Source organism: Aerococcus sanguinicola (genome assembly GCF_001543145.1).
Classification (GTDB): Bacteria; Bacillota; Bacilli; order Lactobacillales; family Aerococcaceae; genus Aerococcus; species Aerococcus sanguinicola.
In genome coordinates this window covers 1,122,471-1,149,464 of sequence record NZ_CP014160.1, presented here as the reverse complement: position 1 = coordinate 1,149,464, position 26,994 = coordinate 1,122,471, and the positions used below count along the sequence as shown (strand labels likewise).

Annotated in this window: 19 protein-coding genes; 4 read left to right on the top strand and 15 right to left on the bottom strand. The window is 45.3% G+C overall.

Annotated features, from left to right (window positions below):
• Nucleotides 1-80 precede the first annotated feature (80 nt).
• The 6 genes from AWM72_RS05125 to AWM72_RS05100 form a co-directional block, all read right to left on the bottom strand.
• Nucleotides 81-1,019, bottom strand: a complete 939-nt coding sequence (locus tag AWM72_RS05125; protein WP_067974242.1) for a ZinT/AdcA family metal-binding protein — start codon at nt 1,017-1,019, stop codon at nt 81-83.
• Between the two features lie 596 nt (nt 1,020-1,615).
• On the bottom strand, nt 1,616-2,380 hold the full coding sequence (locus AWM72_RS05120; protein ID WP_067974239.1) for an ATP-binding cassette domain-containing protein: 765 nt from the start codon (nt 2,378-2,380) through the stop codon (nt 1,616-1,618).
• Entirely contained in the window at nt 2,365-3,261 is an 897-nt protein-coding gene (locus AWM72_RS05115) for an ABC transporter ATP-binding protein (RefSeq protein WP_067974234.1), read from the bottom strand. The genes AWM72_RS05120 and AWM72_RS05115 overlap by 16 nt, the downstream gene beginning before the upstream one ends.
• 1 nt (nt 3,262) lies before the next feature.
• On the bottom strand, nt 3,263-4,090 hold the full coding sequence (locus tag AWM72_RS05110) for an ABC transporter permease (RefSeq protein WP_101603587.1): 828 nt from the start codon (nt 4,088-4,090) through the stop codon (nt 3,263-3,265).
• Complete coding sequence (locus AWM72_RS05105) at nt 4,087-5,046, bottom strand: ABC transporter permease (RefSeq protein WP_067974232.1); 960 nt, start codon at nt 5,044-5,046, stop codon at nt 4,087-4,089. The genes AWM72_RS05110 and AWM72_RS05105 overlap by 4 nt, the downstream gene beginning before the upstream one ends.
• A complete protein-coding gene (locus AWM72_RS05100; protein WP_067974229.1) occupies nt 5,039-6,616 on the bottom strand; it encodes an ABC transporter substrate-binding protein in 1,578 nt (525 codons plus the stop codon). Before AWM72_RS05100 ends, AWM72_RS05105 begins: the two co-directional genes overlap by 8 nt.
• 458 nt (nt 6,617-7,074) lie before the next feature.
• Here AWM72_RS05100 and AWM72_RS05095 point away from each other — a divergent pair, with 458 nt between their 5' ends.
• Nucleotides 7,075-8,829 (top strand): retron Ec67 family RNA-directed DNA polymerase/endonuclease, encoded by a 1,755-nt coding sequence (locus tag AWM72_RS05095; protein WP_067974226.1) that lies wholly within the window; start codon nt 7,075-7,077, stop codon nt 8,827-8,829.
• Nucleotides 8,830-8,989: 160 nt separating this feature from the next.
• Here the strand turns inward: AWM72_RS05095 and AWM72_RS05090 are convergent, their stop codons facing one another.
• Genes AWM72_RS05090 through AWM72_RS05075 form a run of 4 tightly spaced genes read right to left on the bottom strand, consistent with a single transcriptional unit; the run spans nt 8,990 to nt 16,237 of the window.
• Complete coding sequence (locus tag AWM72_RS05090; RefSeq protein ID WP_067974223.1) at nt 8,990-11,965, bottom strand: type III restriction-modification system endonuclease; 2,976 nt, start codon at nt 11,963-11,965, stop codon at nt 8,990-8,992.
• 10 nt (nt 11,966-11,975) lie between these two features.
• On the bottom strand, nt 11,976-13,850 hold the full coding sequence (locus AWM72_RS05085) for a site-specific DNA-methyltransferase (protein ID WP_067974220.1): 1,875 nt from the start codon (nt 13,848-13,850) through the stop codon (nt 11,976-11,978).
• A gap of 12 nt (nt 13,851-13,862) precedes the next feature.
• The gene (locus AWM72_RS05080; protein WP_067974217.1) at nt 13,863-15,014 is read right to left on the bottom strand and encodes a hypothetical protein; all 1,152 of its coding nucleotides are present in this window, start codon (nt 15,012-15,014) and stop codon (nt 13,863-13,865) included.
• Nucleotides 15,015-15,043: 29 nt separating this feature from the next.
• The gene (locus AWM72_RS05075; RefSeq protein WP_067974213.1) at nt 15,044-16,237 is read right to left on the bottom strand and encodes an AlbA family DNA-binding domain-containing protein; all 1,194 of its coding nucleotides are present in this window, start codon (nt 16,235-16,237) and stop codon (nt 15,044-15,046) included.
• Between the two features lie 375 nt (nt 16,238-16,612).
• On the opposite strand from AWM72_RS05075, the gene AWM72_RS05070 reads away from it, so the two are divergent.
• The 3 genes from AWM72_RS05070 to AWM72_RS09225 all read left to right on the top strand — a co-directional run bounded on the left by AWM72_RS05070 (nt 16,613) and on the right by AWM72_RS09225 (nt 20,736).
• Entirely contained in the window at nt 16,613-19,318 is a 2,706-nt protein-coding gene (locus AWM72_RS05070) for a LamG-like jellyroll fold domain-containing protein (RefSeq protein WP_067974210.1), read from the top strand.
• Nucleotides 19,319-19,751: 433 nt separating this feature from the next.
• Complete coding sequence (locus AWM72_RS05065; protein ID WP_067974207.1) at nt 19,752-20,492, top strand: DeoR/GlpR family DNA-binding transcription regulator; 741 nt, start codon at nt 19,752-19,754, stop codon at nt 20,490-20,492.
• A 13-nt stretch (nt 20,493-20,505) separates the two neighbouring features.
• Nucleotides 20,506-20,736: an HAD family hydrolase gene (locus tag AWM72_RS09225; protein WP_083505582.1), complete on the top strand. Its 231-nt coding sequence runs from the start codon at nt 20,506-20,508 to the stop codon at nt 20,734-20,736.
• On the opposite strand, the gene AWM72_RS05060 is transcribed toward AWM72_RS09225, so the two are convergent.
• From AWM72_RS05060 to AWM72_RS05040, 5 genes are all read right to left on the bottom strand, one after another.
• On the bottom strand, nt 20,630-21,037 hold the full coding sequence (locus tag AWM72_RS05060; RefSeq protein ID WP_067974205.1) for a hypothetical protein: 408 nt from the start codon (nt 21,035-21,037) through the stop codon (nt 20,630-20,632). The genes AWM72_RS09225 and AWM72_RS05060 overlap by 107 nt on opposite strands.
• A 146-nt stretch (nt 21,038-21,183) precedes the next feature.
• Nucleotides 21,184-21,708 carry a hypothetical protein gene (locus AWM72_RS05055; RefSeq protein ID WP_067974202.1) on the bottom strand — a complete coding sequence of 175 codons (525 nt, stop codon included), beginning with the start codon at nt 21,706-21,708 and terminating at the stop codon, nt 21,184-21,186.
• 193 nt (nt 21,709-21,901) lie between these two features.
• A complete protein-coding gene (locus AWM72_RS05050) occupies nt 21,902-23,230 on the bottom strand; it encodes a GntP family permease (protein WP_067974200.1) in 1,329 nt (442 codons plus the stop codon).
• Nucleotides 23,231-23,684: 454 nt separating this feature from the next.
• Entirely contained in the window at nt 23,685-26,099 is a 2,415-nt protein-coding gene (locus AWM72_RS05045; RefSeq protein WP_067974197.1) for a flavocytochrome c, read from the bottom strand.
• Nucleotides 26,100-26,113: 14 nt separating this feature from the next.
• A complete protein-coding gene (locus tag AWM72_RS05040) occupies nt 26,114-26,725 on the bottom strand; it encodes an NADPH-dependent FMN reductase (protein WP_067974193.1) in 612 nt (203 codons plus the stop codon).
• Nucleotides 26,726-26,994 lie beyond the last annotated feature (269 nt).

The window sequence follows — 26,994 nt, the reverse complement described above, 5'->3', positions numbered from 1 at the left end:
TCCTCGTTTGAAAGTTCGAGCCCCCTTCTCCACCCAATCCCCCAAAAAGAAAAAACCAGCCGCAGCTGGTTTTCCCTCTCCTAATGATGGAGTTGGTCTTCGAGGATCTGGTCGCCGGTCCATGCCTTGGGGTAGAAGGTTGGCCAGTTGTCCATTTCTTCAAAGAGGGCTTCGTGGGAGTCGTTCCCTACAAAGATATGGAAGTGGTTGACATGGTCGCTCGGGGCAACGTGGTGGTCCGAGAACTGGACATAATTATAGGCTTCCTCATCGCCGGATACCTTGGTAAACAAGGGACGGACGCCGCGGTTGCCTTTTTCATAATCGAGAATCTTCGAGCCTTCTGCCCGGTAGGTCCCAGTTGCGGTCGATCCGTCTTTCTTGATAAAAGTAATCTGGTCGCCCTCGATCTTGATTCCCTTGAGGTCGGTCTGGTAGCCCTTCTGGTAATAGGCCTTGTAGTCTTCCGCCGACTTCTCGCCCTCGGACTTGACCGCCTTAAATTCCATAACAGGGTCCAAAGTGCCGTCTTCTAAATAAGGGGCCACCGACTGCCAGTCGCCCTGCCAATCTGCTAGGGTTCGGTCAGCTACATCCGCATCGTCGAAGTAGCCGGCTTGGACCTGGAGCGCCTTCTCATGGTCGGCCTTAAGATTGGGATGGGCCGCCAAATAGTCATCGAAGTCCTTCCGCTCCTCTTCAGTCAGCTTGTCGGCAGGAACTTTGTGGTAGTGGTCGCCGTGCGCCACCAGGTAGTCCTCCCCTTCCTTGCCGACCAGGGTCTCCTTGGTCACTTCAAAAGCATGGTCATGGTCTTCCCCACTGTGGTCATGCGTATGATCGTGGCTATCCTCTCCATGGTCGTGCCCCTCATGGCTGTGTCCCGAATGATCCTGACTCGTCGCCTGCTCGGTCTGACTAGAAGAAGCTGCCGCTTGATTAGCGGGCGCATCCGAAGCCTGGCAAGCGCCCAGGGCCAGAACACTCAGCAGACTCACCATTAATACATCTCGTTTCAAAAAATCCCTCTTTCTTTCCTTAAATCGTAATCGTTACGATTAATAGTCTAACCGAGATCCAAGCGCCTGTCAACAAGAAAAAGAAAAAAGAGGCTAAAACATAGGTCCTAACCCCTTTGTAAAATAAAATTATTTAGTTGGTTTGCCATATTATGCTGGTGAGCATTCGCTCCGCTTTTGAATTTGGGCCTTGAAGAGCCATGGCACCGGCTCGAGCCTTGGTCTCTCGCCTAGCGTGCTTCAAACGGCTAGTACGGCTACAGCCTACTATCCGTAATTCACAACGCTTGCTTAGTCATGGCTAAGGCCCAACTTCAACGCTCCACTACTGCTCGAATCTATTTGGTATATAAATTCTTCTTTAATTGCTAGTCACTGTACTAAAATAAAGAATCATTATTTTAAAAAATCAGTCCAAACATCAATTCTGATAACTGCTGCGCTCCAAATTCCCAATCTTTTCACAGTCTCACACCCTATACAGTCGGGTTCGGGCTGGTAGCTTTCGTGTCACTTCACAAGTCTTCGTCGCAGTCTTGCAGACTGCTCTGGCGACTTGCTCCAGTGAACGAAAGCTAAGCGCCAGCCCTCACACCCTATACTTTCAGAGACGGAATGGCTGCGAGTAAGTCTCGCGTATAGGCCTCTTGGGGATTTTCAAATAAGGCTTCGGTGGCTTGGACTTCAACCAAGTGGCCTTCCTTCATCACGGCAATCCGGTCTGAGATGACCCGGGCGATGGACAGGTCGTGGGTGATGAAGAGATAGGTCAGTTGGTGATCTTCCTGGAGGTCCATCAAGAGATTGATGATAGAGGCCTGGACGGACACATCCAGGGCCGAGACGGGCTCATCCAGGACGATGAAGTTGGGCTGGTCGGCCAAGGCTCGGGCGATATTGACCCGCTGGAGCTGGCCGCCGGAGAAGGAGCGCGGACGGTGGGTCCACTTGTCCTCGGGAATTCCCACCTGGTTCAGATAAGTCTTGGCTGCTTCCCTAGCTTCTGCCTTGGACTGGCTGCGGAGCAAGGGTTCGGCCACCACATCGAGGACGGAGAGCTGGGGATTCATGGCTGCTAGGTTATTCTGGAAGACGATCTGGGGGCTGAAGTCGGCCTGACTCCCCTCCTGGTCAGGGAAATAGTTAATCTGACCAGATGTCGATTTTTCAAAGCCCAACAATAAGCGACCGAGCGTCGACTTGCCGGATCCCGATTCGCCGACCAAACCGAGGACCTCGCCCTGGTAGATATCGATGTTAATCCCTTGATTTGCGAAGTTCGCTTGGCCACTCGTCTTGAAGAAAGACTTGGCTTGGTAGACCTTGTCCAAGTCCCTCACTTCGATTAAGCGTTCGTCCATGTGTCAACACCTCCTAAGACCTTGTGTGCGTCGGAAATAACCCGGAGTTGGCTCTGGGCCTTGTCTGCCTGGCTTAAGTGAACGGGCTGCATCTCGTGGAGGCGTTCCTTGTGCTGGCCGGCTGGGACCGACCGGATCAGTTCCTGGGTATAAGGATGGGCCGGGTGGTCGAAGAGATGGGCCACGGGCGCTTCCTCCACAATTTTCCCGTCATACATGACCTTGACCTCATGGCAGAGCTCGCGGATAACCGCCAAGTCGTGGGAGACAAAGATAATGGTCAGGCCTTCCTCCTGGTTCAATCGCTTGAGGATATCTAGGATCTGGGCCTGGATGGTCACGTCCAGAGCCGTTGTCGGTTCATCCGCAATCAAGATCTGAGGCCGCTTGAGCAGGGCCAGGCAGATCATGATCCGCTGAATCATCCCACCCGACAGCTCATGGGGGTAGAGGTCCAGGACCTGGCGTCCCTTGGCAATCCCCACCTTATCCAAATAATCCAGCATCAAGTCTTGCCGGCCAGCCTGGTCCAAGTCGTAGAAGCGCTCAATGACTTCATTCAGATGGTAGGCGACGGTCCGCAGGGAGTTCAGAGAAGACAGGGGATCTTGGAAGATCATACTGAAGGGCAAAGGATCGCCTTCTGCTAGAACTTGCCCCTGCCAGCGAATCTCCCCTTGGCTCACGGACACCCGCTGGGGCAAAAGCTGCATCACGGCCTTCATCAGCATGGTTTTCCCCGAACCTGATTCGCCGACCAGGCCCGTAATCCGTCCCTGGCTAAAGCTGGTCGACACCCGGTGGATCAATTCCTGGTCGGGCTTAAAGCGGGGCTGGCTCACGACGGTTAATTCTTGAATTTCTAATGCTTCATTGGCCATATTATCGCTCCTCCAAGTCATAACTATCACGGATTAAATTGCCCAGACCATTAAAGGACACAATGGTTAAGATAATCAAGAGACCCGGCAGGATGGCCATGTAAGGGGCCAGCTGCAGGTAGGACTGGGCATTCTGCAAGAGGGACCCCCAGGATGACTGCGGGGGCTGGATGCCAAGACCCAGGAAGGACAGGGTCGACTCCATCATAATGGCCGAAGCCACCACCGAAGTTGCCCCTACAATAATGGTCGGGAAGACCTGGGGCAGGATATGGCGGCGGATAATGGTCAAGGGCTTAAAGCCTAGGAATTGGGCGTACTTAACATAGTCCCGCTCCTTGAGCGACAGACTCTCCGCCCGAACCAAGCGGGCAATAGACATCCAGGTAAAGAAAGAAATAATAATGATAATGGTCAAGAGCCCCGGCTTCAAGAGGGCGGCCAAGACCGTGGTCAAAACCAAAGAAGGTACAGACGAAATCAGGTCAATCAAGCGCATCAAGACCGCGTCCAGGGTCCCGCCAATATAGGCCGAAAGAAAACCGATCAAACTCCCAATCAAAGTCGCCATAACCATGCTGGCTAGGCCAACCAAGAGAGAGACCCGGGCCCCGTAGAGGATCCGGCTAAAATAATCCCGGCCCAATTCGTCCGTTCCGAAGGGGTGGGCCCACTGGGGAGCCTGCAAGCGGTTGGGAATATCCGTCGCCACCGGGTCAAAGGGAAAGAGCGGGGCGAGCAGGGCCAAAATGCCCAAGACTAAAAGAAAAATCACAAATAGCCAGTAATAGGGTTTGAGCCTTAACATACGTTGAATCTTTGCGATCATGAATTTACCTCCAATCTAATCCGTGGGTCCACCTTGTAGTACAAGAGGTCCGCCAAGAGGTTGCCGAGGATAGTCAGGCTAGCGGTCAAGAGAAGGACAGCCATAACAACCGGATAGTCCAACTGCTTGGCCCCTTCCACAAAGTAAGAGCCCACGCCTGGCCATTGGAAGATCGACTCCGTCACCACCGCCCCTGTCACTAAAGAAGGCAGAGACTGGCCGAGGAGGGTCACCAAGGGCAGGAGGACATTCCGACTCACATGGTGGAAGAAAATCTCCCGCTTGGAAGCCCCTAGTGACCGCTGGACCGTGATGTAGTTGGCGTCCACTTGACTCAGAGCCGCCGAGCGCACATAGCGGGTCAAGTTAGGCGTCACCGCCACAATCAGGACCCCGCCCGGCAAGATGGCATGGTGGAGGAGATTCAAGAGGTCCCCCTCTGACCCCAGACTATACATGCCCGTGGTTGGGAAGAGCGGCCACTTGAGGGAGAAGAAGTAAATGACCAAGAGTCCCAACCAGAACGTCGGCACAGCCAAGCCCAGAGAAGCCAGTAAGTCCACCGCCCGGTCCCCTGCCTGGTCCTTGTTGGCACCCGCGAAGAGGCCGGAGAAGAAAGCGATCAGAGAGCCAATGGCATAGGCCGGCAGCATCAGAATCAAGGTATTGGGAATCCGTTCCGTCAGCTGGCTAGCAATCTCCTGCTGGTTAATCAGGGAGTAACCGAAGTCGCCTTGGAGGACATTTTTGAGCCAGGTCAAGTATTGGATGATGAAGGGATCATTGAGCCCATTCTGCTCGCGGATAATCTCGACCTGGGCCTCGGTCATATTGGGCGTCGTGATCGCATCAATGGCATCAAAAGGCGCCAGGTAAATCAAGGCAAAAACAATCAAACTAATCAGTAAGAGTAAGGGAATCGCCTGTAGGATTCGTTTCAGTGCATACTTAATCATGAGAACCCTCCTTTGTCGTCTGGATCTCGAGCTGGGACGCGTCGCCGAATTGGTAGATAGGGACCAGGTTCGCCTCTTCCACCCCACCGATCCGCTTGTTCACCGCCATAATCTTCTTATTATCCACATAAGGGTAGAAGATGGCATTGGACATCACTTCCGACTGAGCCTGGTTGTAGATCTCCTTGCGGCGGTCAGGGTCTACTTCCACCTCTCCCGCCTGGAAGAGGCGGTCAGCTTCAGGGGTCGAGAATTTGAAGTAGTTCTTAGACCCGCCAGAAGTATAGAAAGGCGCATAGGCAGAGGGATCCAGCCCCATGATATAGCCCCCAATAAAGAGCTCATAATCCGTACTCTCAGGATCGTGGTTAGCCGCAGACAGGGCCGCAGAATCCATGGGCTTGAGCTCGGTTTCAATGCCCAGCTTGCCCAATTGTTCTTGGACCATGGTCACAATGGTCTGCTCCAGCTGGCTCTCGCCATTGTAAGCCAAGCGGACGAGGGGATCTTCAACTCCCGACTGGTCCAGGTAGGCCTTGGCCTTATCCAGGTCGGTATGGTACTTGTCAATCTCCTCATAATAATAAGGATTGGACGGCGGCAGGATGGAATGGGCAGAGCTGTAGTAAGCCTCATCGAAATAAGCTGCCTGGTTGATCTCTTCGCGGTCCAAGGCATAGAAGATAGCCTTGCGGAAGTCCTCATTATCGATGGTATTGGTATTAAAGCCAATATAGCCCACCCGACCTTCCGAATAAGGGTAGAGGGCGATATCGTCGGAATCAAGAGCGAGCACATCCAGGGGTTCCAAGAGGCTGGCGTCGATCTCCCCACTCAAGAGAGCCGCCTTGGTGGTCTGGGCATTCTTGATAATCTGGAAGATGACCTTGTCAATATTGGCCTTGCCCTTGTAGTAGTGGGGATTGGCCTTAAAACGGAAATCCTGACCCTGATCATAAGAGACTAATTGGTAAGGGCCACTGCCCACCGGATCAACGCCCTTGATCTGGTTGCCGGAAAAATCCTCCACATCCTGGTAGACATGCTTGGGCAAGATATAATTCTCAAAGACAATATTATTCACCAAGGCACCAGAAGACTGAGGCGCCACAAAGCGCACCGTCCGCCCATCCACTTGTTCAATCTGGATAGGCTTGCCACCCACCATAAACTTATCGGCCTGGCCGTTAGCAGGATCCAACATCGTCTCATAGGTAAAGACCACATCCTCCGCCGTCACCGGTTTCCCGTCCGAGAACTTGGCATCCGGGCGCAGGGTCACCGTCACCGTCTTCCCGTCCTCAGACTGGTCGACCGACTCCGCCAATTCCATCTCCAAGTTCCCCTCCGCATCCATCCGGGCCAAGGGCGAGAAGATCATATTGGTCACCGTCAAGCCCCAGCGGTCGGACGTTGACAGAGGATTCATGGAGATTGGATCCCCCGCAATCGCATAAATAAAGGTATCCTCGCGGCGGTTAGCCTGGCTCGAATCATTCACCCGGGCCGAACAAGCCCCAATCAACCCCAGCGTCAGCACAAGAGATACAACAGCAAGAAACTTTCTCATAACGAACCTCCTCATCGTCGCAGAAATCACAGCAGCAACTTCGCCCACAAACAGCGGCCAAATCACTTACAATTTGTTAGCTATCTTATTATAAAAGATCGCCCTGACAGAGGCAAACAAAACCACTTATAAATAATAAGTTATTTCCGGTCAAGGGTGGTTGGAAATGGGGGTGGGGGAGATTTTAACGTCAAAAAAAGCAAGCTGGTAGGGCTTGCTTGGTTAATAACAGTGCCTAGAATTTTAAAAAAAGGTTTCCTGCAATCTGATAAATTATGCCTTTATATTTATGATATAATATTTCAAGTGCATGATATGAATTTGTTTTGGTGCGTGATTCGCGTATCTTTTTGCTGATGTAGGCAGGCCTAGTCTGCGTACACTCATTTAGTCAATATCGACTATCGACATATCGTTCTAATGAGATATCATGCACTTATTTTTATTAAGGATTAGATATGAACTTACAAATTAATAATTTTACAACAAGAACTGAATTAGCTAATTTACTTGAAATTGAATTACAAATATTAACACGCTTACTCTACTCTCCCACCCAAAATGTTAATACCCAATATCATACCTTTGAGTTAGAGAAAAAAAGGGGTGGCGCTACAAGAACAATTGCTGCTCCAAACGATTCTTTAAAAATAGTTCTAAGGAAATTAAATGATCTTCTTAGCCAATATTATTTAAAGGCATTCGCTTTTAGAGAAGCTGAAAAGCAAATTTCACATGGTTTCGTGAGAAAAAAGAATATTTTTACGAATGCTTCTCAACATAGAAATAAAAAATATATTCTTAATATAGACTTAGAAGACTATTTTGATCATTTCCATTTTGGTAGAGTAAGAGGTTTTTTTGAAAAGGATAAGCGATTCAATCTTTCTAAGGAAATGGCAACTGTTTTAGCACAATTAACTTGCTATAAAAAAGTTTTGCCACAGGGCGCTCCTACTTCTCCTACAATCGCAAATATGATTACTGCAATACTTGATCGCCGCATATTATCCTTATGTCAAAAATATAAATTAAAGTATACCCGCTATGCAGATGACCTAACCTTTTCAACAAACGATAATACTTTCAGTGATAAATATGGTGAATTTTTGATTGAATTAGATCGAATCGTCAAAGCTTGTGGGCACGAAATTAATCAAGACAAGACACATTTTCTTACCTATAATAATAGGCAGACAATAACTGGACTTTCTGTTAACAAAATAGTAAATGTCCCTAGAACTTATAGTTCTAAAACTCGTGCAATGGCCCATAATTTATACACTAAAGGGGAATATTTCATAGGCGATAATGTCTATAATATTAACGAGAATGAAAAAACCTTAGAGATCCTAACTGGTAGATTTAATTTTTCGAATTGGATTGATAATCTTAAATTACAAAATAATCAATTTGCACAAAATAACAAGTCTTTAAGAACTTATTCGAAACGAGAAAAAGATTTCTCTAAATTTCTATTTTATAAAACATTCTATGTCAACGCTACACCCTTATTAATTACTGAAGGTAAGACTGATTTTTCATATATTGACTCAGCATACAAATCTTTACTACCTCGGGATATTGAAGTAGTCAATAAATTCGACTATAAACTGTTTAAAAAGAACAATTCAATAACTACATATTTTTTGAATTCAAAGAGTGATAATAAAACAGGCGAAGGCGGAGATGAGATTTCTAAACTCTTTTTCCAATATACTTCGCAGATAACTTTTGGAAAAGGAATAGTAGAGGACTGCGAAATTAATATAGGATTATCTAAGGTGTCTCCTCATTTTTATCATTATTTTCGAAAATACGGTCATCCCTTCAACCATCATCCAGTAGTTATTCTCTTAGATAATGAGAACAGTAGCAATAAACCTTTAAAAAAATTCTTAAAAGCCATTTACACGGGTGGTAATTATCAACCCCCCTATGAATTATTACAATCTACTAATTTTTTACATTTAGTCGGAAATCTATATCTGACAACCATTCCTAGTCCCCAAAAGAATCCTAATGCTTTTGAAATTGAAGATTTATTTACGGAGGAAGATAAAAAACGTTTATCCTTTTCTAGGGATCGAAAGGCTCCTTTTTCAGAAGCTGTAGAAGAAAATAGAGAGACTATAAATTTCGATAACTTCATTAAGTTATTTAAAATATTAGATGATATCAAACAGCATTATTTAACATTTGAGAGTTACTAATACTAAAGCAAGTCTCAAATAACTTACAAAAAATAAGAACCGTACGAACACCTCTCGTTAGAGATCATTTGAACGGTTCTTATTTTTTATTATCAGTATGTAAAGATCATCTGTGATGTAAGTAAAAGACAATCTAAAATCGCTATATTTAAGAGTCTAATTAATAAACATCCCGCAAATTCGTAGACACCTTAAAGGCTAAACCTGAATCGATCGCATCAAAATGCTTGCGACCACACTTAATCTTAGCTTGTTCGGTTGACCGCAACTGAGTAGTGTCAGTTGTTCCCTTGGTTTCAACTACAAAGTACAGTTTATCTTCTTTATCCTGCTCTATCAAGACTGCCCAATCGGGATTGTAGTTGCCCAGTGGTGTCGGAACTTTGAAGTTACTTGGCAATTTGATGTAGCACTTCACATTTCTATCATGCTCACATTCCACGGCAAAATTGCGCTCTGTCTCTGAATCATAAACAACATAATTATAAGGATAGCGATCATCGTGCACTTCCAATGTATTATCGGCGTATTGGTCGATTTCATCTGCTTCTAGCAAGCTTTGATCGTAGGTCTCGCCTATTTTTTCATATTTAATGCCATCGACCATTACTACTCGCTTATGAGCGTTAATGATACGTGCTACTTCTGTCATATATTCCTGAGGGTTCCGCTTGAAATCACGCAAGGTATCACTTTTCTTAAGGATCTTAATAATCGTTTGCCGCGTCAACCGTGTTTCATTCTGAAGATAAGTCAAAATATCAGGGACTTCTGTGTACACCTTGTCTACGCTAGAATAAGCCCCTGATTCTTCTTCAACGAAATCAATTCCTGCTTCAGCAATGCCAACTTGAGCTTTCGAATAGTCGATTCGGCGACGTTTCACTTGTAACTCAAGCGATAATTCATTGGATACTTCTTCAATGAAACGTTTGGAATCAAATGAAATAGAATAACGTGTTTTCTCATTAATGCGTTCCCACAAATCGAGGAAGGGGCCTGTTAGTGCTTGCTTATTCAGTTTAACAGAAACTCGTGTTCGCCGGTCTTTAATTTCAACCTTATCAGAATGGAACTTCTCTTCAATGGCCTGAATAATTCGATTAGACATGCCTAGAGCTAATTGGGCAATTTCTTCTGGAACCTTGAAACTTTGGTCCTTAAGATCTTGGGCTAATTTCTCTGTTCCTTTGCGTTTCTTATCGATGTAACCCTCATCTTGCATATACTGGACGAGGAGTCGAGATTTTTCTAGTCCTAAAGCGCTCTTAGTTCCGTCAGCACGCTCTCCCACAATTAAAGAAGAGAAAATATTATCGGTAAAGAGACCGAATTGAACCCCTTCGCTTTCATATTCTTGCTGCAAATCAGTAGCAAACTGCTGGTAGCTTTCATTAGCCATTACAGTAAGAACATTGGTCTCAAAACCTGGTACGCGTTCACCTTCTTGGTTGACTGCAATCCGTAAACCGCGACCAATCTTTTGCCGTTTTGTCAATGTATCTTTAGTTTCCACTAAAGTACAAATTTGAAAGACATTTGGATTATCCCAGCCTTCCTTCAAAGCTGAGTGCGAGAAGATAAAGCGTAATTTATTTGCACGCTTTGTATTCCCTTTTTCTTCATCGTAGAAGGTGAGTAGATCTTCCTTATCTTTCATGATAATTTGATAGGCAGATTCATCTGCTTTAGAGGTCCCTGTTGTGTTCTTAATCTTTTGCTTACTATCCACCGCAAAGTAACCATCATGAACCTCTTCTACTGGCACTTCACGATCTCTCAAGCTCTGGTACTTCTCTCTTTTAATCAGAGCTTGGTACTCTTCTTCAAAAATTCGGGCATATTCTCCCTTAATCGCTTCATTGTTCTCATCATACTGACGATACTTATCTACCTGGTCAATAAAGAAGAGGCTTAGAACTTTAATTCCCTTTGGATTTAATTTTAATTCTTTATCGAGGTGTTCTTCGATGGTCTTCTGGATCTGAGCCCGCTTAAGCAACCGGTCATCTCGCTCAGCTTCAGATAGTCGATAGATTTCCTTTCCGCCAGATAATTCGATATATTCATTACCTGGTTCTGCTGAAATTTCTCGTACAAAACCGAGTGACTCATAGGGCTCTAGGCGTTTAGACTTGAGGTAGAGGTCGTCATCTTGCTTGAGTTTAACATTCTGCTTACGCTCAACACCGTTCTTGGTCCGCACATTCATTTCTACTGTGGCACTAATTGTCTTCTTCGTTGCCTTGATGTCGACTAGTTTAAAATAAGCTTCATTTGGATCGATATCTTCGCTAAAACCAGCGACCTCTATTTGTTTAACCAATTCTTTTTGGTAGGCTTCCACAGGGCCTAGTTTGTAAAGCAAAGGAAACTCTTGCTTGTGAGTGGCTGAAAAACGAAAGGTAACAGAAGGATTCAGAGCGGCAATCGCCTCCTTAGCATTTTCCGTATTATCCACACTTTGGGGCTCATCAATAATAACAACTGGATTGGTCTCTGCAATCAGATCAATTGGACGGATTCCATTCATACTATCCATATCGTCTCGATAGATAATATTTAGATTATCAGTCGCCTTTCCGCGCTTAGAGAAGGACTGGATATTAATCACCATAATCTCTACCGTCTCATTTCGAGCGAATCCATCTACATTCTCTAATTTACTTGAATCATACATGAAAGCGCGGTAGACCATCCCATTCATTGTCTTCTTGAAGGTCTCACGTGTCATCTCAATTGACTTAAAGACCCCCTCCTTTATCGCAATAGAAGGGACGACAATAATAAACTTAGTAAAGCCATATTTCTGATTCATTTCTAGGATAGACTTCAAATAGACAAAGGTCTTCCCCGTCCCTGTTTCCATTTCAATATTAAACTGAGGATAGCCAGCAGGTAGGTGTTCTGTTAGAGGAAGCTGGTTGGCAATCTGGACTTGTTGCACGTTATCAAGCAAACGATTAGGATTAAAAATAATCTGATTGCTAACCCCATATTCATTTAAAAGATGGTATTGAGCATAGCTTCCCCCAATCGTAAAGTTTGATTGCCGAGCCTTGTGCCCATCAAAAACATGAAGAATGGAATCAATCGCCTGTCCTTGGTAGTCCAAGTCTTCAAATTGAATTTTCATGTTCTACCTCCTAAATCGTTTGAATAGCTTCTTCGGCGAAATCCGCATCAACCAAGGCTTGGATGACGTTCAACTTCATCGCATCGTTACCTTTAAAGCCTTTATCTTTAAACACAACACCTGAAATTAGCTGTGAATCATAATCATCTCGCTTAGTAATAATCCCTTCAGCTACAGCCAAATCGATCCCATGAGCTAAGCAGATAAACTGTGATCCATAAGCAATGTCATAAACTATCTTACCCTCAATTTCAAAAGTAGTTATAGGTAAAATCAACTCCAAGCCATTCTTCAACATGATTTCGTAGACAATATCTAATTCAGATCGTCCCTCTACAAAAACATCTTCAAATAAATTTACCTTGTCATTTTCTAAATCCTCAAAATCTGGATTCCATTCTTGAATGTTGGACTTATCGAGTTGAAAGTATTTGAAACCAATATCCAAAGTGTCAGCTAGTTCTGGATTTTCATCAATTATCTTGTCACCAGCGCGGCGGATACGTTCAACAGCTATATCAGTAAGATTTCGATAGCCATCCTTATAGGCAGTCGAGGATTCCTCAAGAACTTCAGGCAATTGCACCATAATATATTTACGACTCCCACTATCTTCAGCATTTTTCTTCATTACAGCTTCTGCCGTCGTCGCAGAACCAGCAAAGAAATCTAGAACAATTGAATCAGGTTCAGAATATAGTTCAATGCAACGTTTAATTAAATCAACTGGTTTAGGGTAGTCAAAATATGCTTTCCCATCCATCAAGTTTCTCAAATATTTAGTTGCACTTTGAGAGTGTCCAACATCATCATATTTCCAAATAGTCATAGGAGTTACGCCTGATTTAACTTCCGAAAGAAATCTTTTATATGCTGGGACATTATTGCCATCCTTACCAAACCAAACTCGATTGTCACTCAATAACTCATTAAACCGTTCTTTAGAGAAACGCCATGAATAGCCATTAGGAGGTAAAACTACTCTCCCCGATGGTGTTGTAATTTCATAAATATTCTTTTCAACTGCTGGTCCAACCGTGAAATTGTCTGGTTTATAAATCCCTCTTGGATCATTATCAGGATTTATATAGCTATCAATTTGCCTGTCTGATCTAGCTATTCCATTTGATTCTAAGCCATCAGTATTCTTTCCATATACTAAAATGAAATCGTGACTTTCAGAAAAGTTTTTCTTTAAATTAACTGGAGCGTAAGCCCTTTCCCAAATCACTTGAGCAAGGAAATTTTTTTCTCCAAATATTTCTGAACAAACTTTTTTTAAATTTGCTACTTCTCCATCATCAATTGATATAAAAATAACTCCGTCTTCAGCTAGAAGATTTCTAGCTAATCGTAAACGTGGATACATCATATTTAACCAATCTGTATGAAAACGACCATTGCTTTCAGAATTAGTAGAAAGTAGATTGCCATCCGAGTCCACTTGCCCTGTCTGCTCAAGGTAGTTTTCTACCCCCTCGCGAAAATCATCCTTATAGACGAAATCTTTTCCGGTGTTGTAAGGTGGATCAATATAAATCACTTTCACCTTACTGTTATAAGATTTTTGCAAGAGTTTTAAAACTTCTAGGTTATCTCCTTCAATATATAAATTTCCAGTATGGTCAAAATCCTTACTCTTGTCAACATTAGGCCGTAATGTCCCCTTAGAAGGAAGCTGTGATCCTAGGATAGATTCACGCTTACCTGGCCAAGTAAAGGAATAGCGTTCCCCTTCATCGTCAATTTCTTCACCTAGAATGGTTTGCAAAGTTTCAAAATCGATCTTTCCACCATCTGTAATAACTTCTGGAAAAAGTTCTTTTAACTTTTCGATATTATTCTGGGTAAGATCCAGCGATCCACTAGGGACTTGGTTTGTCATGTTATAGCTCCTTTAATTATAAAACTTCATTTGTTCTTCTAATTCTGATGAAAGATTTTTATATTCTGAGACAGTTAGCTGAGCTTTCTGAGTAAAGCGCCATTCTCTTATTTTATCAATTTGTTGTCTACTGAGACTAATATTCTCAGTATTATATTTTCTTCTAAAGATTGCCCTCTTTCCCTTATCTGAAACTTCAAATAAAATACGTTGGACTGGATTGAGATTAATAGTTTGAGATAACCCTTTATCTGCTGATAAGAAATAAGCTAGGAATATATTATCAGGAGCAATTCGATCTCTCATCATCATTTCTAAATATCTTATATGTGCTAAATCCCAAGCCATACCACTAATTTTATTTATTTTATCTTTTGAATTAGGCTGTACTGTCAAAAAATTAGATAGTGTCTTATTATTCCTAATTCCAAATACAGCAATAACGAATTCGTTCTCACCATATATCCTTAAGTTACTCGTAATAAAGTCAATTAATACATCTATTTTCTTATTGTTTGATTTAATTTTAGAATCAAATTTTATTAAAAAGGTTTTTAACAAAAGAATATAAGTATTATGATAATAATTAAGAATCTGATTTAGATTACTAGAATTGTAATTGCTTTTTATTTCATCGTACTTATTTTGTGACTCAAATGATATCCAATCTTGATTTCTTTCATAGGCATCTTGTAAGCTATCATCATGTACGGGATCAAATGAATCTGCCGTATTAAAAGCCTCGATATGTTTATATAATATTTCATCTTCAAAATAATAATTATTAAGAGTATTTTCTAATACATATGGATTAAAGTCCAATCTCATATTATTTTTCTTTGCCAATGCTATCATTGATAATAAGTCAGAATTTTCATTTTCTTTCACGAAGCAATTTTTTAAATCGCCAAGCACATTCGAATCTAAAGATAGTATATAGCTACTTTTGACATATTCTTTATCTAATATTTTTTTATTTATAAAGAACGTTTTAGAAAAATCCATTATACTATTGATCATATATTTTCCAGTAGACCGTCCATTTGACAAAGAGGAATTTTGGTGTTTGTCAGTGTAGTCGAATAATATAAGCTCTTCATTTATAAGTACAGAACTGAGAATATCCTCAAGTGGAGCTGTTAATAAAAAAGATATTTCATTCATATATTTCTCCTTTGTTTTTCTCTGCAACCTTAAGACTTTTGTCTCATATAACTATTTATCAGTCTCCCTAAATTGTTCTGCTCTTTATAGTCTTTAGCTAGTCTATACTCTGTATCAGGATTCCAAATATCAGTTTTTATTCGAGCTTCAACTAATTCAATCTCTTTTTCTGTTGCTTCAATATCACTAGGAAGATTAAAATGTTCTAAAATTTCATTTTCTATCTTTTTCTTTTCTTCAAGATCAGCATATACGACAACTGATTTCATCACTCTATCTTTTTGTTCATGTAAGTAATGGCGATTTAGAGATGATGGACACTTCCAAAGTAGCTCATTCAGATTATACGCTATGCTATTATCGATATAGTATTCATAGCTTAAAAGACCACAATCTCTAGAAATATAATCTGAAATATGCCCTGGTGAAGGACAAACCTGAAGAAAGCGAGTATCATCCATCCAAAAAATCCATTCAGAGTCAATTTCCAAATGATTATATTTAAGACTAGCCATTTCCCAAGAGACATTCAACCTAAGAGCGTTTAAGCTTATAGGTTGAAACTGATCTCTTCCTAATTCATCTCCCAATAAATCAATATAAAAATTTGGATCTAAATTATAGATAAATCTTGCTGGATTTCCATTAAAACTATCGACAAATGTCCAATTATTATAATCTTTTAAAACTTCGTTATAGCGATCTTTAATATCTCTATCTAAATGAAATCTTTTGGCCCATAGTTTTTCAACTATATAATCTGGAGCCGTTCGATCAATCGGCGTATTCGAGCCTTGATTTCGCGAGAATATCTGGCCCGCCCCTATATTCTTCTTTCCCCAACGGCGGTCTTCCAATAAATAAACAGGGGTATGATTAGTATTATATATCGTAATGATGTCACAAATTTTATCTTTGACTTCAATAGAAGACACTTCAATTTCTGGGATATAATTTCCAGATAAAGACAAGCTTCTTAACTGATCAGTGATTTGTTCTGACTGCAATCGATTTTCATCATAGATATCTACTCCAATAACTTCTCTCGAATCATCTTTTATCCCGATAATTATATAACAATCTTCATGATGGACTGTATTGACGAAATTCAAGATATCGATTATTAAATCAATCTTCTTTTCTTTTGTATACCATTGCAATTTATAATCTACTCTATCATTTTCACCATTCGAAATTAAATCGTAAAATTCTGAGACTTCCATCAATACATCCCCTTATTTAAAAATTAGATACTTAATTCTACAGATAGATTCAGTTAATTTACAACATTCTCCAGATCGTTTCTAGAGATAGACTTGGTCATTTAACAATCTTTTACAGATTTTTCTAGAGATTATTGAATTACTCACCTAGACTATAATTTTAAAATCATTCTCATTATAACAAATCCTATTCTAGATAGCATACTTGCAGTTATTTCTCCTTTCAAGAGAAACTCTTCTATAAGATTTGACTAGGCAGCTTAGTTTTATTGTATCTCTCCCTTTACACAAGCCACACAAGACTTTTACATATTCTAAACATCCGCTCGCTATAATTGAGGGTAGTAGTTGATTAATGATACGGAGGTTTAGATTATGAAGAAATTAGCTGTTGGTAAGCATCTTTTATTTTCGTCGGCTGCGCTGTGTGCATTTGTGAGTGCGGGCCAGGTGTCGGTGGCGGCTGCGGAGAATGCTGAAATAAGCCAGCCACAGACGGTTGAGCGGGCGGCTGCTGACCAAGCTGGGATTAAGCTTTCTGACCAGATTGCTCAGGAGGCGCCGCTCAAGACCCAAGAGAACATCTCTTCAGCGACGGATTCCAGGGAGCAGATTGTGGACCAGGATCTGACCTTTGAGCAGGTGGTGACACCGGTTAAGGAGACTGAGATTCCAACGACGGTTGAGGCTGGGGAAGAGCCGGGGGCGCGTTTTTCGCTGGCAATTTTACCGGATACCCAGTTCTATTCCCGCTATGCGACAGAGGCTGAGGGGGACCAATTTAATGCGGCTTATGGGTCGGAACCTTTTGCGGCCCAGACCCAGTGGATTGCGGACCATGCGGATGACTATGGGATTGCGATGACCCTGCACGTGGGGGATGTGGTGGACCAGGCCAATAAGCCCGCCCAGTGGCAGGTGGCCAGCGAAGCCATGGGGATCCTCGAAGCCAACCAGGAGCCTTACCTGATCATTGCCGGCAACCACGATATCGGCGGCCAGCCCCTAGAGAACGGTCAGAGTCCTTACTACGGCTACTATACCGAGGTTTTCCCCGGTGAACGGGCCCAAAAGAACGACACCTTCCAAGGCAGAGGGCCGAACGATGCCCACGAATACCATATCTTCAATGTGGACGACCAAGATTTCTTAGTCCTCGGCCTGTCCTGGGGCGCTGAGGGGGCTGAATTAGACTGGGCCGAAGCGGTTTTAAAAGAAAATCCTGACACTCCTACCATCCTGGTCTCCCACCAATTGATCAATAACGATACGGTAACTTCACAGGCCCTGAAGACCCCATTCGGTGAAGTGATCTGGGACCGGCTCATCGCTCCTTACGACCAGGTCTTCCTGACCTATAACGGCCACCACCACGGGGCTTCCCGGGTCAAGCGAACCAATAATTTTGGCAACCCGGTCTACCAGATTCTGACCGACCAACAGATGGCCTACATGGGCGGGAACGGCTACATGGCGCTGACGGAGTTCGACCTCACCAACGGCAAGATCCACCAGACCACCTTCTCCCCTTGGGTGCCTACTAAGGACAAAGAAACCCTCAATGGCTATGACCAAGTCTTCCTCACCGACGACGGGGCTAGCTTTACTTTCGACCTTGACTTCAAGGGGCGTTTCCCTAACTTGGTGGTTGGCCAGCCCGACGATCCGTCCTATTCCAGCCAGCTGCGGACTTACTACAGCGAAACCTACCAAGCCCCTCAAGCCGTTGAACAAGAGCGTCCGACTTCGGAAGAAGACTATCCTGTCGTGGAAGGCACCGTGGCCCACTGGCGGATTTCCGGTGAAGATGGGCAAGCAGTTGGCGTGGGCGAGGCTTTAGTTGACATCACTAATCCTGCCAATAACTTCTACCGGGCCCCACTCAACGAAGGCAATATCGAAGGTGCTGTCCTAGAAGATGTGACCTGGTCCAGCGACCACCATCCCCTATCCTCTAATGCCGGTTCCATCCGCTTCAAGAATGACCACCGACCAACGGCAGACGAGCCCAACCACCGGGCCTCCTACTTCCGCACCAAGGACGGGGCACCCATCAACCTGGAAAACTTTGAAAACGGCTATACCTTCGAAAGCTTCATCAAATTCGATCCCGAATACAATCCAGATGGGGTTAACGATTGGATGCAGTGGCTTGTACGCGAAGGTCAGCGCCAAAACATTCCAGGTTATGTAGGAACCGAGGGCGAGGAACCCCCATTCGCCTGGGCCTTCTCCAACCTGAGCGAAGTCCAATTCTCCTTCGTCGACCAACAGAGCCCTGAAGCGACAGAAGGCTCGGCCTGGTCTGGGGAAATTGTCGACCTGAGCGACTGGTATCACCTGGCTGTGGTCAACGATCCTGAAGCCAAGACTTTGACTATGTATGTCAACGGCGTTCCCGTTCTCCGCAATGCCACAGACACCGTCGGCCTAGCTGACGACAAGGGCCAACCCTGGCGTCTAGGTGGGTCTTTCTACGGCGGCCAAGGCGAGCACGGCTTCATCGGTTGGATTGGGGAAACCCGCCTGGTCGACCGGCCCCTCCAAGCGAAAGATTGGTTAACCGCTCGGGCCGCCCAGCCAGAAACGACGCCAACAGGAACAGGCGGGTCAACGGGAACTGGATCGACCTCAAACCCAACCAAGACCGACCGACCAAGACCTAAACCAGGTTCAGAAGTCAAACCAGGCACTAGCACCAAGCCTGGCTCAACTAGCGAAGTTGACCAAAATGAAGCTCCGGCGACTCCAACCAGCACTGATAGTCAAGCAGACCAAGGCCAGGAAGTCGGCCAAATTGATCCTGGTCAGACAGCTGCCCAAGCTAGCCAACAAGCGACTAGCTCAAAGAGCGATAAAGCGCAAGCTGGGCAAGCTAAGCCATCTGCAGGTCGACAAGAATCCATCAAAGAATCTGCGGCTGTCAAAGATCCAGCTAAGACTAAAGAAGGTTCACGCTCGCTTGCTTCGAAGAAAGCAGCTTCTACCCTTCCGAAAACTGGCGCTAGTGCAGGCGCACTCGGCTTTGGACTAAGTCTAGTTGCCCTGGGCTCTGCTTTTAGCTTTAAGAAACGTAGATAGGACATTGCAAGTCGAAAAATAATTAGCATTGTTGAGCATCCGTTACGCTTTTGAATTTGGCCCTTGAAGAGCCATGGAATCGGCTCGAGCCAAGGTCTCTCGCCTAGCGAGCTTCAAAGGGCTAGTAAGGCTTACCGCCAACTATCCCTAATTCACATCGCTTTCTTGGACATGGCTAAGGGCCAACTTCAACACTTCACTCCTGCTCAAAAGTGAATAGCTAAAAAATTATGTCATACTATCAGTTTCCAAAGCTGATAATTAAATAAATAGTATTACAAAAATAAGAATAACCCGTCTCAATTCAGTTTGAATGACTGCTTTGAGGCGGGTTTTCATATTGCTAATTACTTATATTCCCTTATTAACACTTATAAACGCTTGTATTTTTAGATATAATCTGCTAAATTATAAGTAAAAAGGAGGCGGTTCCATGTACCAAGAGCAGCGTTTGGCGGAGATGATGCGTTTGCTTGAAAGCCGAAAGCAGCTATCTAACCAAGAGATGATGGCTTATTTTGATGTGTCCCGGGACACAATTCGGCGCGATTTTACTAAGTTAGAGGACCAGGGGCTGGTGCGGCGGACCCATGGCGGGATTGTGCCCCGGCAGTCTCAGCCGACCATTCCAGGCTTTAACGACCGTTTGCAGGCATTTAGCCAGGTCAAGGCGGCCATTGCCCAGGAGGCGGCGGCTTTCTTGGAGGAAGGCCAGCTTTGTTTCTTCGACGTGTCTACCCTGGTCCTCCAGCTGGCCCAGCAATTAGAGACTGGCGTGACGGTTTATACCCATTCCCTGGACAACGCCATTATGTTGAGCGGCGAGGAGCCCTACGAGCTTCACTTGCTGGGCGGACAATTTTTCCCTAAGAATCGTTTCTACTATGGATTGGACACTGCCCAAGTCCTGGCCAAGATCCACTTCGACCTGGCCTTCATTGGGGCAGCGGGCCTCCAGGACGGCGAAGTGACCTATGACGATGCGGAGGACGCTTATCTGAAGGAAATCATCCTCAAGCAGGCCAAGACCAAGATCCTGCTCGCAGAAGCCTCTAAATGTCAAAGAACCGCGCCTTATTCAGCCGGTTCGATCGACCAATTCGACTATCTGATCACGGACCAAGCGCCTGACCTGCCCAAAGATGCCCAAGTCCAAGTGATTATTAGCCAATAGGAAGGAGCCTAGTATGCCAACACCTTATATCCAACTCATCCTGACCGATATTGACGGCACCATCCTGACCGACCAACAGGCTTTAGACCCCGGTCTCAAGGAAGCCGTCCAAGCCCTCAAGCCTCGGCAGATTCCCTTCATCCTAGCCTCTGCCCGGTCGCCCCACGGTCGGACCGGGCATATTCCATGGCCATCTCATCATGGAGGCGGATCAAATCCTCTTCCTCGCTGGCCTTTTCAATGATAATGGCAAACTTCTCGGTGAGGTGGTGGGAGAGTGCCGGATCAAGCCCTGCCCGCTCCGCTTCCAAAGCCATCATGGAATTATGGGAGAGCATGAGGTTCTTGAGTGAACGCAAAGAAGAGCCCTGAACCCGGTCTAAGAGACCTAAACGGCGATTATAAAAGAGCGGCCGCATCTCCTTGAGCAAGACTTGGAGCTGGTCTTGGTCAGCCTGGTGGATCGCTTCAAAGAAAAGTTCCCGTAGCCGGTGGGTCTTACGAATAAAGGCATCTTCTGCCAATAAATGTTGGTCTTTGGTCATAACTAAGCCCCCTTCACCTGTGAAGTATAAAGCAAAAAGTCACAAAATGAAATGTTGACCCCTCCAATTATTAGACAGCTCCTAGTAGGCTGGTGTAAAGCACAAAAAAAGCCACCCCATACAAACTTGGAGCAGCTCATCATTACTTAAAGATCTTCTTCAAGGCAACTGACTAGGAATGAGACAAAGGCGCTAATCAAGGCCCATAAACCAGGCTGAAGCTTGGTGGTCGCCCCCACCTGGGGTAGCTCAGGATGGGGCACTTCCGCTTTTACGTCGGGCTTATTGGCCTTCTTAGGGCTTGAGGAGCTTGCTTCCCCCTGGTCTCCCTGATCAAGTGGGCGCGACCAGATCACTGACCGCCTTGGCACAAGTGGGGCCTTGTCCGGCTGGGCTAATTCCAAATCATCGCTTGGCTCGCTAGCTGGTGGCTCTGCTGTGGGCGCTTCAGGTGCCTGAGTGGGAGGCATCTCATCCTCCTGGGTCTCCTCCTCTTGGGGGACGAAGCCCGCCTCTTCTTCCATAGAGGGGCGGTCCATTTCTAAACTGGGAAAATCTTCCGGCCGTCCTTGGTCAGCCACTTGGTCTTCCACTTCCTCTGCAAATACTGTGGGCAAAGCTGTTAATAGGACCAAAAAGCCGCTAACTAGCGCTCGTTTTATCGCAGACATCCTGTCACTCCCTTTCATGATCCTACTATAGCAAAGTCACTTTAACAGCAGGTAAAGACGGCTTGACAATTTTATTAATAAAAGGCTTTCTTTGTTACCAAACTGTCATTTATGAGATACAGCTGTTAAAAAAGCAGGGATTCTCCCAGTTATTGAGAAAATCCCTGCTTGGATATGTAGGCTATTTTGCTTATTAATAGAGTACACCAGCTAGAATCAAGGTCACAATTAAGGCCAAGAGGAAGCCCCCGTTGCTGACAATGAAGGCTTGCTTGAAGCCATGCTTGAAATCTAAACCTGAGATACTATTGAAGGCAATGACCGCCCCAGATTGGGGAACGACAGTCAGTACGCCCCCACCAATAACAACTACCCGGTGGATTACAGCTGCCGGGATCCCCATTTCTAAATAAGGTTGGGCAAATTGGGAAACGACTGTACCGATAGCACCGGAAGCAGCCATTACCCCAGATAGGAGGGCCGTAATTACACCCAGGGTCACTAAGGCAGGACCTGGCATATTGACCAAGGCCTCTTGGACCACCGCAAAAGTTGGTGCACTGGTCAAGACAGCCCCAAAAGCAACCGCTGAAGCGGCCCCAAAGGAGGAACCGACTGCTCCAGATGCCCCTTTGTTGAGGACATCTTTTTGGTCTGGCAGGTAATTGCGGAAGAGGAAGGCGCAGCAGAGGATGGCTACTGTTAAGGCAATTAAGATAATATTAGGAACCTTACTGAAGACCAGGATAAGGACAATCAGGAGAAGAAGGGGCAGGATACTTACCATAAAGCCTGGCTTCTCTTGGTCAGTCACCGCCTCTTGGTCTTCTTTTGGAACTGGCTTACCATCGAGGTAGCTGTAGAAGTTTTCCCCTTTCTTTATGCTCTTATCTAATTCGTGTTTCATATACCAGAGCCCAAATATCAGGATCGTAATGGTTGCTGCAATCCCTAAGAGTGGAGCAGCTGTCAGAGTCGTGCCGAGTTCTGTTGTGGGAATGGCATTCTGAACAGATGGTGTCCCCGGGATCATTGACATGGTATAAGTTCCCGCTCCGAGGAAAAGAGGGATAGAGACCAATTCCCAGTTAATATCTAACTTCTTAAAGATAGGCCGGGCTAGAGGGATCAGGGTGAAGAAGACCACGAAGATTGAAATCCCACCGAAAGTTAGGACACTACCGATAATTGTTAAAGCGATGAGAACGCGGAAGGGGCTATCCGTCCCAATCTTCTCTAAGAGGACTTCCGCAATCCGCTGGGTGGCTCCAGAACGGTCCATGTATTGGCCGAGCATGGCCCCCAATAAAAAGATAGCAAAATTCTTAATCAAGAAGCCTGCTAGACCTGCCATATAGGAATTTTCTGATCCTGTTAAGGCCTCAAAGAAATTCATCTGATTGCAGACGATCACGATGATAGCTGCTAGAGGGGCAGCGACCACAATATTGAGTCCCTTAAAGGAGAGGTAAATAATTGCCATTATGGCTAAGGCCAGGCCTAAAATACCAACGATTTCCATTATTCATCTTCCTTCTATTGTTTGAAATGTTATCAATGCTAAGAAAATACCAGCAAACCGGCTGAAGGCCGGCCACTGCTGGTTTCTTGGGTGGACTTGGGTTCGACTTGGCATAAATAGCTCCTCTTCACTAAAATCCGCCGAAGACTATCAGTCTTCTCTGGCTTTTGGCTCCAGAGGTCTATTTCTCCCGCCAGCCCTCACACCCTGTCTAGTTGGGTTCGCAGAGGCAGAAGCTTCTCCACTTCACACGATCGAAACGTGCAAGCAAGGCTTGCCCTTTTTCGTTCGTGCTCCAGTGGTAAGCTTCTAACCGCCTCTGCTCACACCCTTTTTAGTTGGGTTCGACTTGGCAACTTTCATGTCACTTCACAAGTCTCCGACGCAGTCTTAACAGACTGCTCTGGCGACTTGCTCCAGTGAATGAAAGTTAACCGCCAAGTCTCACACCCTGTTATTCAGCTGCGTTTTGGCCGGCTAGTTTGCCGAAGACGAAGATGTCGGCTAGGGCGTTGCCGCCTAGGCGGTTACCGGCGTGGACGCCGCCTGCGACTTCTCCGGCGGCATAGAGGCCTTCGATGGCTTGGCCTTGGGTGTTGAGTACCCGAGTCTGAGCGTCGATCTTAAGCCCGCCCATGGTGTGGTGAGTTGCGGGGCTTCTTGGCGTCGCATAGAAAGGTGGCACAATCACTTTGTGGTTGAAGGCACCTTTTTGGAATTCTTCATCGTAGCCTTGGTCCACATAGGAGTTATAGTCTTCGATGGTCTTCACAAAGACTGCTGGATCTATGTCTAATTGTTTAGCCAGGTCTTCTAAGGTATCTGCCTTGAAGCAGGCTCCCTTCTTGACATCATTGGCTAATTGTTCATCCGTTGAGTTGAAGCGTGTCTTCGCGATTTCAGCGTCGGAAATGTTATAGATGACACCACCTTGGTCAAAGAGGGCCTTAGCTAGAACGTCACGGGAGGCATATTCATCAACGAAGCGTTTCCCTTCTTTATTCACGAAGATAAAGTCTGATGGTGGGCAGTCGATCCCGCTGAAGATATTACCAGTGATAGGGTCAGCTGATGGCATCAATTGAACGAAGCCCATGCCAACAACATCTGCGCCGACTTCTTGGCCCATTTCAATCCCATCACCCGTTAAGGCTGGTGAGTTGGTAGTTGGGATGCTTTCAGGTAGGTTGCCCCAGTAGTTATCGTACTTCTTAATCATTTCGATATTGGCACCGAAGCCACCTGTGGCAATGACAACCCCCTTATTCACATGGATCGTGACTTTTTGGTCATAGCGGCCTGTCGCTTGAATTCCTACGATCTTGCCGTCTTCTACGATGAAGCGGTCAGCCTTGGTATCCGTCATAATTTGGCCACCATGGTCTTCAATGTAGGTCGTTAAGGGGTCGATATAGCCGAAACCTTCAGAAGCTTGGGGTTCGCGAGCCCGACGCCAGAGTGCGCCGACTGGTTCAGCCACCATATGTTCGTCGAAAGTAACTCCCTTTTCTTTGAGCCAATCGATGGTTGGGAGAGCATTCTTCGTCAGATAATGGATCAATTCGATATCAGAATGGATTTCATTGCCGTCAAGGTCCATCCGCTTCCCACCGATGTAAGTTTGGATAGTATGTAGGTGGATAGAGTCAAAGAGATAGCTCTTGCCTTCATCCAGGTCCTTGAAGTATTGGTCGAGCTCTTCCTTGAGGGCGCGGAAGTCTTCCCGATATTCTTCAGCAATTTCATCTTCAGGGGTGTTGTAGATCTTTTCTAGGGTTGCACGTTCGCCATGGATTGCCTTGAATTGGTGCTGCCATTCAGGGTCGGCCGCATTAATCTGGCCACCTGTCCGGACAGTATTCCCACCAATCACAGGGAATTTTTCAAGAACGAGAGTGGAGGCTCCCTTGTCTAAGGCTGCAATTGCTGCTGCTAAGCCAGCCCCACCAGAACCGATAACCGCTACATCCACGGTCTTTTCAACGGGATCCAGCTGCATGCTTTCGCTAACTTTAGGCCGTTTCTTTAATATTTCTGGATCAGAACCTGCTTGGTAGACCGCATCAGCTACTCCGTCAACGACCCCATTGGAAGTTACGGAAGCCCCTGAAACTACATCCACATTCAAGGTTTGGCCATCAATAATTTCTTCCGGCAAACGGGTGAAGACCAGGTCAGCAATCCCTTCTGTTTCGCCTTCAGTATCGATATCAATGGCTTCGATACGGTCTTCTGAGAAGGTCACGACCATTGGTAAGTCGCCGTTATGGCCCACTGCAGAAACATGGTAGTCGCCTGGTTTGAAGTTCACTTCTTCAGGTTGGTTTAAGATTTCTGCCACTTCAGTGAAGCGTTTAAATTTGCGGAAGCAGGATGACAAGAATTGAACCGTGCGTTTGTCTTTTAATTTCCCATCTTCATCAAAGGCTTCGTGAGCACGTCCTAACAAGAATTCATTCCCAGGCATCACGATCGCATTAACCCCCGGCGCATCCAAGATTTGACGGAGGTGAAGTTGTGAGCGTGAGGAGCCTTGCACACTATAGGAAGCGCCAACGATCATGACTGGCTTGCCATCTAAAGGATGGATCTTGTAGGACAGCCATTCGATCACACTCTTCAAGGCTGAAGGAATAGAGTGGTTGTGCTCAGGTGTAGCAATAATCACCCCATCTGCCGCTTCAATTTTTTCTTTTAATTCTTGGATAGGAGCGGTGTCCGTTTGGTCCTTCGTTTCATTGAACATAGGTACGCGGTCGATGTCCAAGACTTCAATCGTATCTTCTTCGTAGTAGTCGGCCATAAATTCGAGCAACTTCCGGTTATAGGAGAACTCTGCATTGGTCCCGACAATTCCAACAAATTTCATGACTTATCTCCTCCCTAGTCTACAATGTCTTTCCAAGAAAAGTTTTCTTTCTTGGCTCGACGTGTCTTCTGCTCAGTTGTCAACTGCTGGGTCAGGTCTACAAAGTGTAGGAACTCTTCGAAGACTTCTTCCAGTTCTTTCACCTTATCTTCATAGACCAAGTTTCCTTCACTGTCAAAGGCATCCCCTGAACGTCCCAGCAAGAATTCTGAACTTGGCATCACGCGGGCTTGAATTTCTGGAGCATCCAAGATTTGGCGCAAGTGAGCTTGGGCCCGGGAAGAGCCCAGAGAGCCTAAGGAAGCCCCGGTAATCATAACGGGCTTGTCAATTAGGGGCTGTACACTATAGGAGAACCACTCCAAGACACTCTTCAAAGCCGCGGTAATCGAGTGGTCATACTCGGGAGTTGAAATAATGACACCGTCCGCTGCCTCAATCTGATCAGCTAATGCCTGGATAGGGGCAGGCGCTGTCTTATCCTTGGGTTCATTAAAGGCTGGGCAATCAGCAATTTCTAAGACCTCAATTTCAGCTTGGTCACTGAAATGCTTAGCCATAAACTGTAACAATTTTCGATTTGTGGACCGGTCGGAATTGGTCCCTACAATCGCTGCAAGCTTCATTCAAATAACCTCCATTTATCATCATAGATTCCCCCCTAGCCTACCATCACTAATTCATCATGTGAAAAGTTAAGCAATCCCTAAAACATGTCTTCTCTCTTCATTTTCTCATTAACCCCCGGCTATTTCTCACTTTATGACTGTCTTTTTCACTTATCAAAAAAATAAGAGCTCAGAAAGTTTGTGAAATCGATATTATTAAGCAAGTCATTTTCTGAGCAAGTCATGATAAAAATTTTATTTGGTCATGTAAGCCTTTAAATTTATAA

What these genes read in the sequence shown, in the direction of transcription:
- AWM72_RS05120 (WP_067974239.1), bottom strand. Translation starts at nt 2,380, where the DNA reads ATGGACGAACGCTTAATCGAAGTGAGGGACTTGGACAAGGTCTACCAA.
- AWM72_RS05115 (WP_067974234.1), bottom strand. Translation starts at nt 3,261, where the DNA reads ATGGCCAATGAAGCATTAGAAATTCAAGAATTAACCGTCGTGAGCCAG.
- AWM72_RS05110 (WP_101603587.1), bottom strand. Translation starts at nt 4,090, where the DNA reads ATGATCGCAAAGATTCAACGTATGTTAAGGCTCAAACCCTATTACTGG.
- AWM72_RS05105 (WP_067974232.1), bottom strand. Translation starts at nt 5,046, where the DNA reads ATGATTAAGTATGCACTGAAACGAATCCTACAGGCGATTCCCTTACTC.
- AWM72_RS05100 (WP_067974229.1), bottom strand. Translation starts at nt 6,616, where the DNA reads ATGAGAAAGTTTCTTGCTGTTGTATCTCTTGTGCTGACGCTGGGGTTG.
- AWM72_RS05095 (WP_067974226.1), top strand. Translation starts at nt 7,075, where the DNA reads ATGAACTTACAAATTAATAATTTTACAACAAGAACTGAATTAGCTAAT.
- AWM72_RS05090 (WP_067974223.1), bottom strand. Translation starts at nt 11,965, where the DNA reads ATGAAAATTCAATTTGAAGACTTGGACTACCAAGGACAGGCGATTGAT.
- AWM72_RS05085 (WP_067974220.1), bottom strand. Translation starts at nt 13,850, where the DNA reads ATGACAAACCAAGTCCCTAGTGGATCGCTGGATCTTACCCAGAATAAT.
- AWM72_RS05080 (WP_067974217.1), bottom strand. Translation starts at nt 15,014, where the DNA reads ATGAATGAAATATCTTTTTTATTAACAGCTCCACTTGAGGATATTCTC.
- AWM72_RS05075 (WP_067974213.1), bottom strand. Translation starts at nt 16,237, where the DNA reads ATGGAAGTCTCAGAATTTTACGATTTAATTTCGAATGGTGAAAATGAT.
- AWM72_RS05070 (WP_067974210.1), top strand. Translation starts at nt 16,613, where the DNA reads ATGAAGAAATTAGCTGTTGGTAAGCATCTTTTATTTTCGTCGGCTGCG.
- AWM72_RS05065 (WP_067974207.1), top strand. Translation starts at nt 19,752, where the DNA reads ATGTACCAAGAGCAGCGTTTGGCGGAGATGATGCGTTTGCTTGAAAGC.
- AWM72_RS09225 (WP_083505582.1), top strand. Translation starts at nt 20,506, where the DNA reads ATGCCAACACCTTATATCCAACTCATCCTGACCGATATTGACGGCACC.
- AWM72_RS05060 (WP_067974205.1), bottom strand. Translation starts at nt 21,037, where the DNA reads ATGACCAAAGACCAACATTTATTGGCAGAAGATGCCTTTATTCGTAAG.
- AWM72_RS05055 (WP_067974202.1), bottom strand. Translation starts at nt 21,708, where the DNA reads ATGTCTGCGATAAAACGAGCGCTAGTTAGCGGCTTTTTGGTCCTATTA.
- AWM72_RS05050 (WP_067974200.1), bottom strand. Translation starts at nt 23,230, where the DNA reads ATGGAAATCGTTGGTATTTTAGGCCTGGCCTTAGCCATAATGGCAATT.
- AWM72_RS05045 (WP_067974197.1), bottom strand. Translation starts at nt 26,099, where the DNA reads ATGAAATTTGTTGGAATTGTCGGGACCAATGCAGAGTTCTCCTATAAC.
- AWM72_RS05040 (WP_067974193.1), bottom strand. Translation starts at nt 26,725, where the DNA reads ATGAAGCTTGCAGCGATTGTAGGGACCAATTCCGACCGGTCCACAAAT.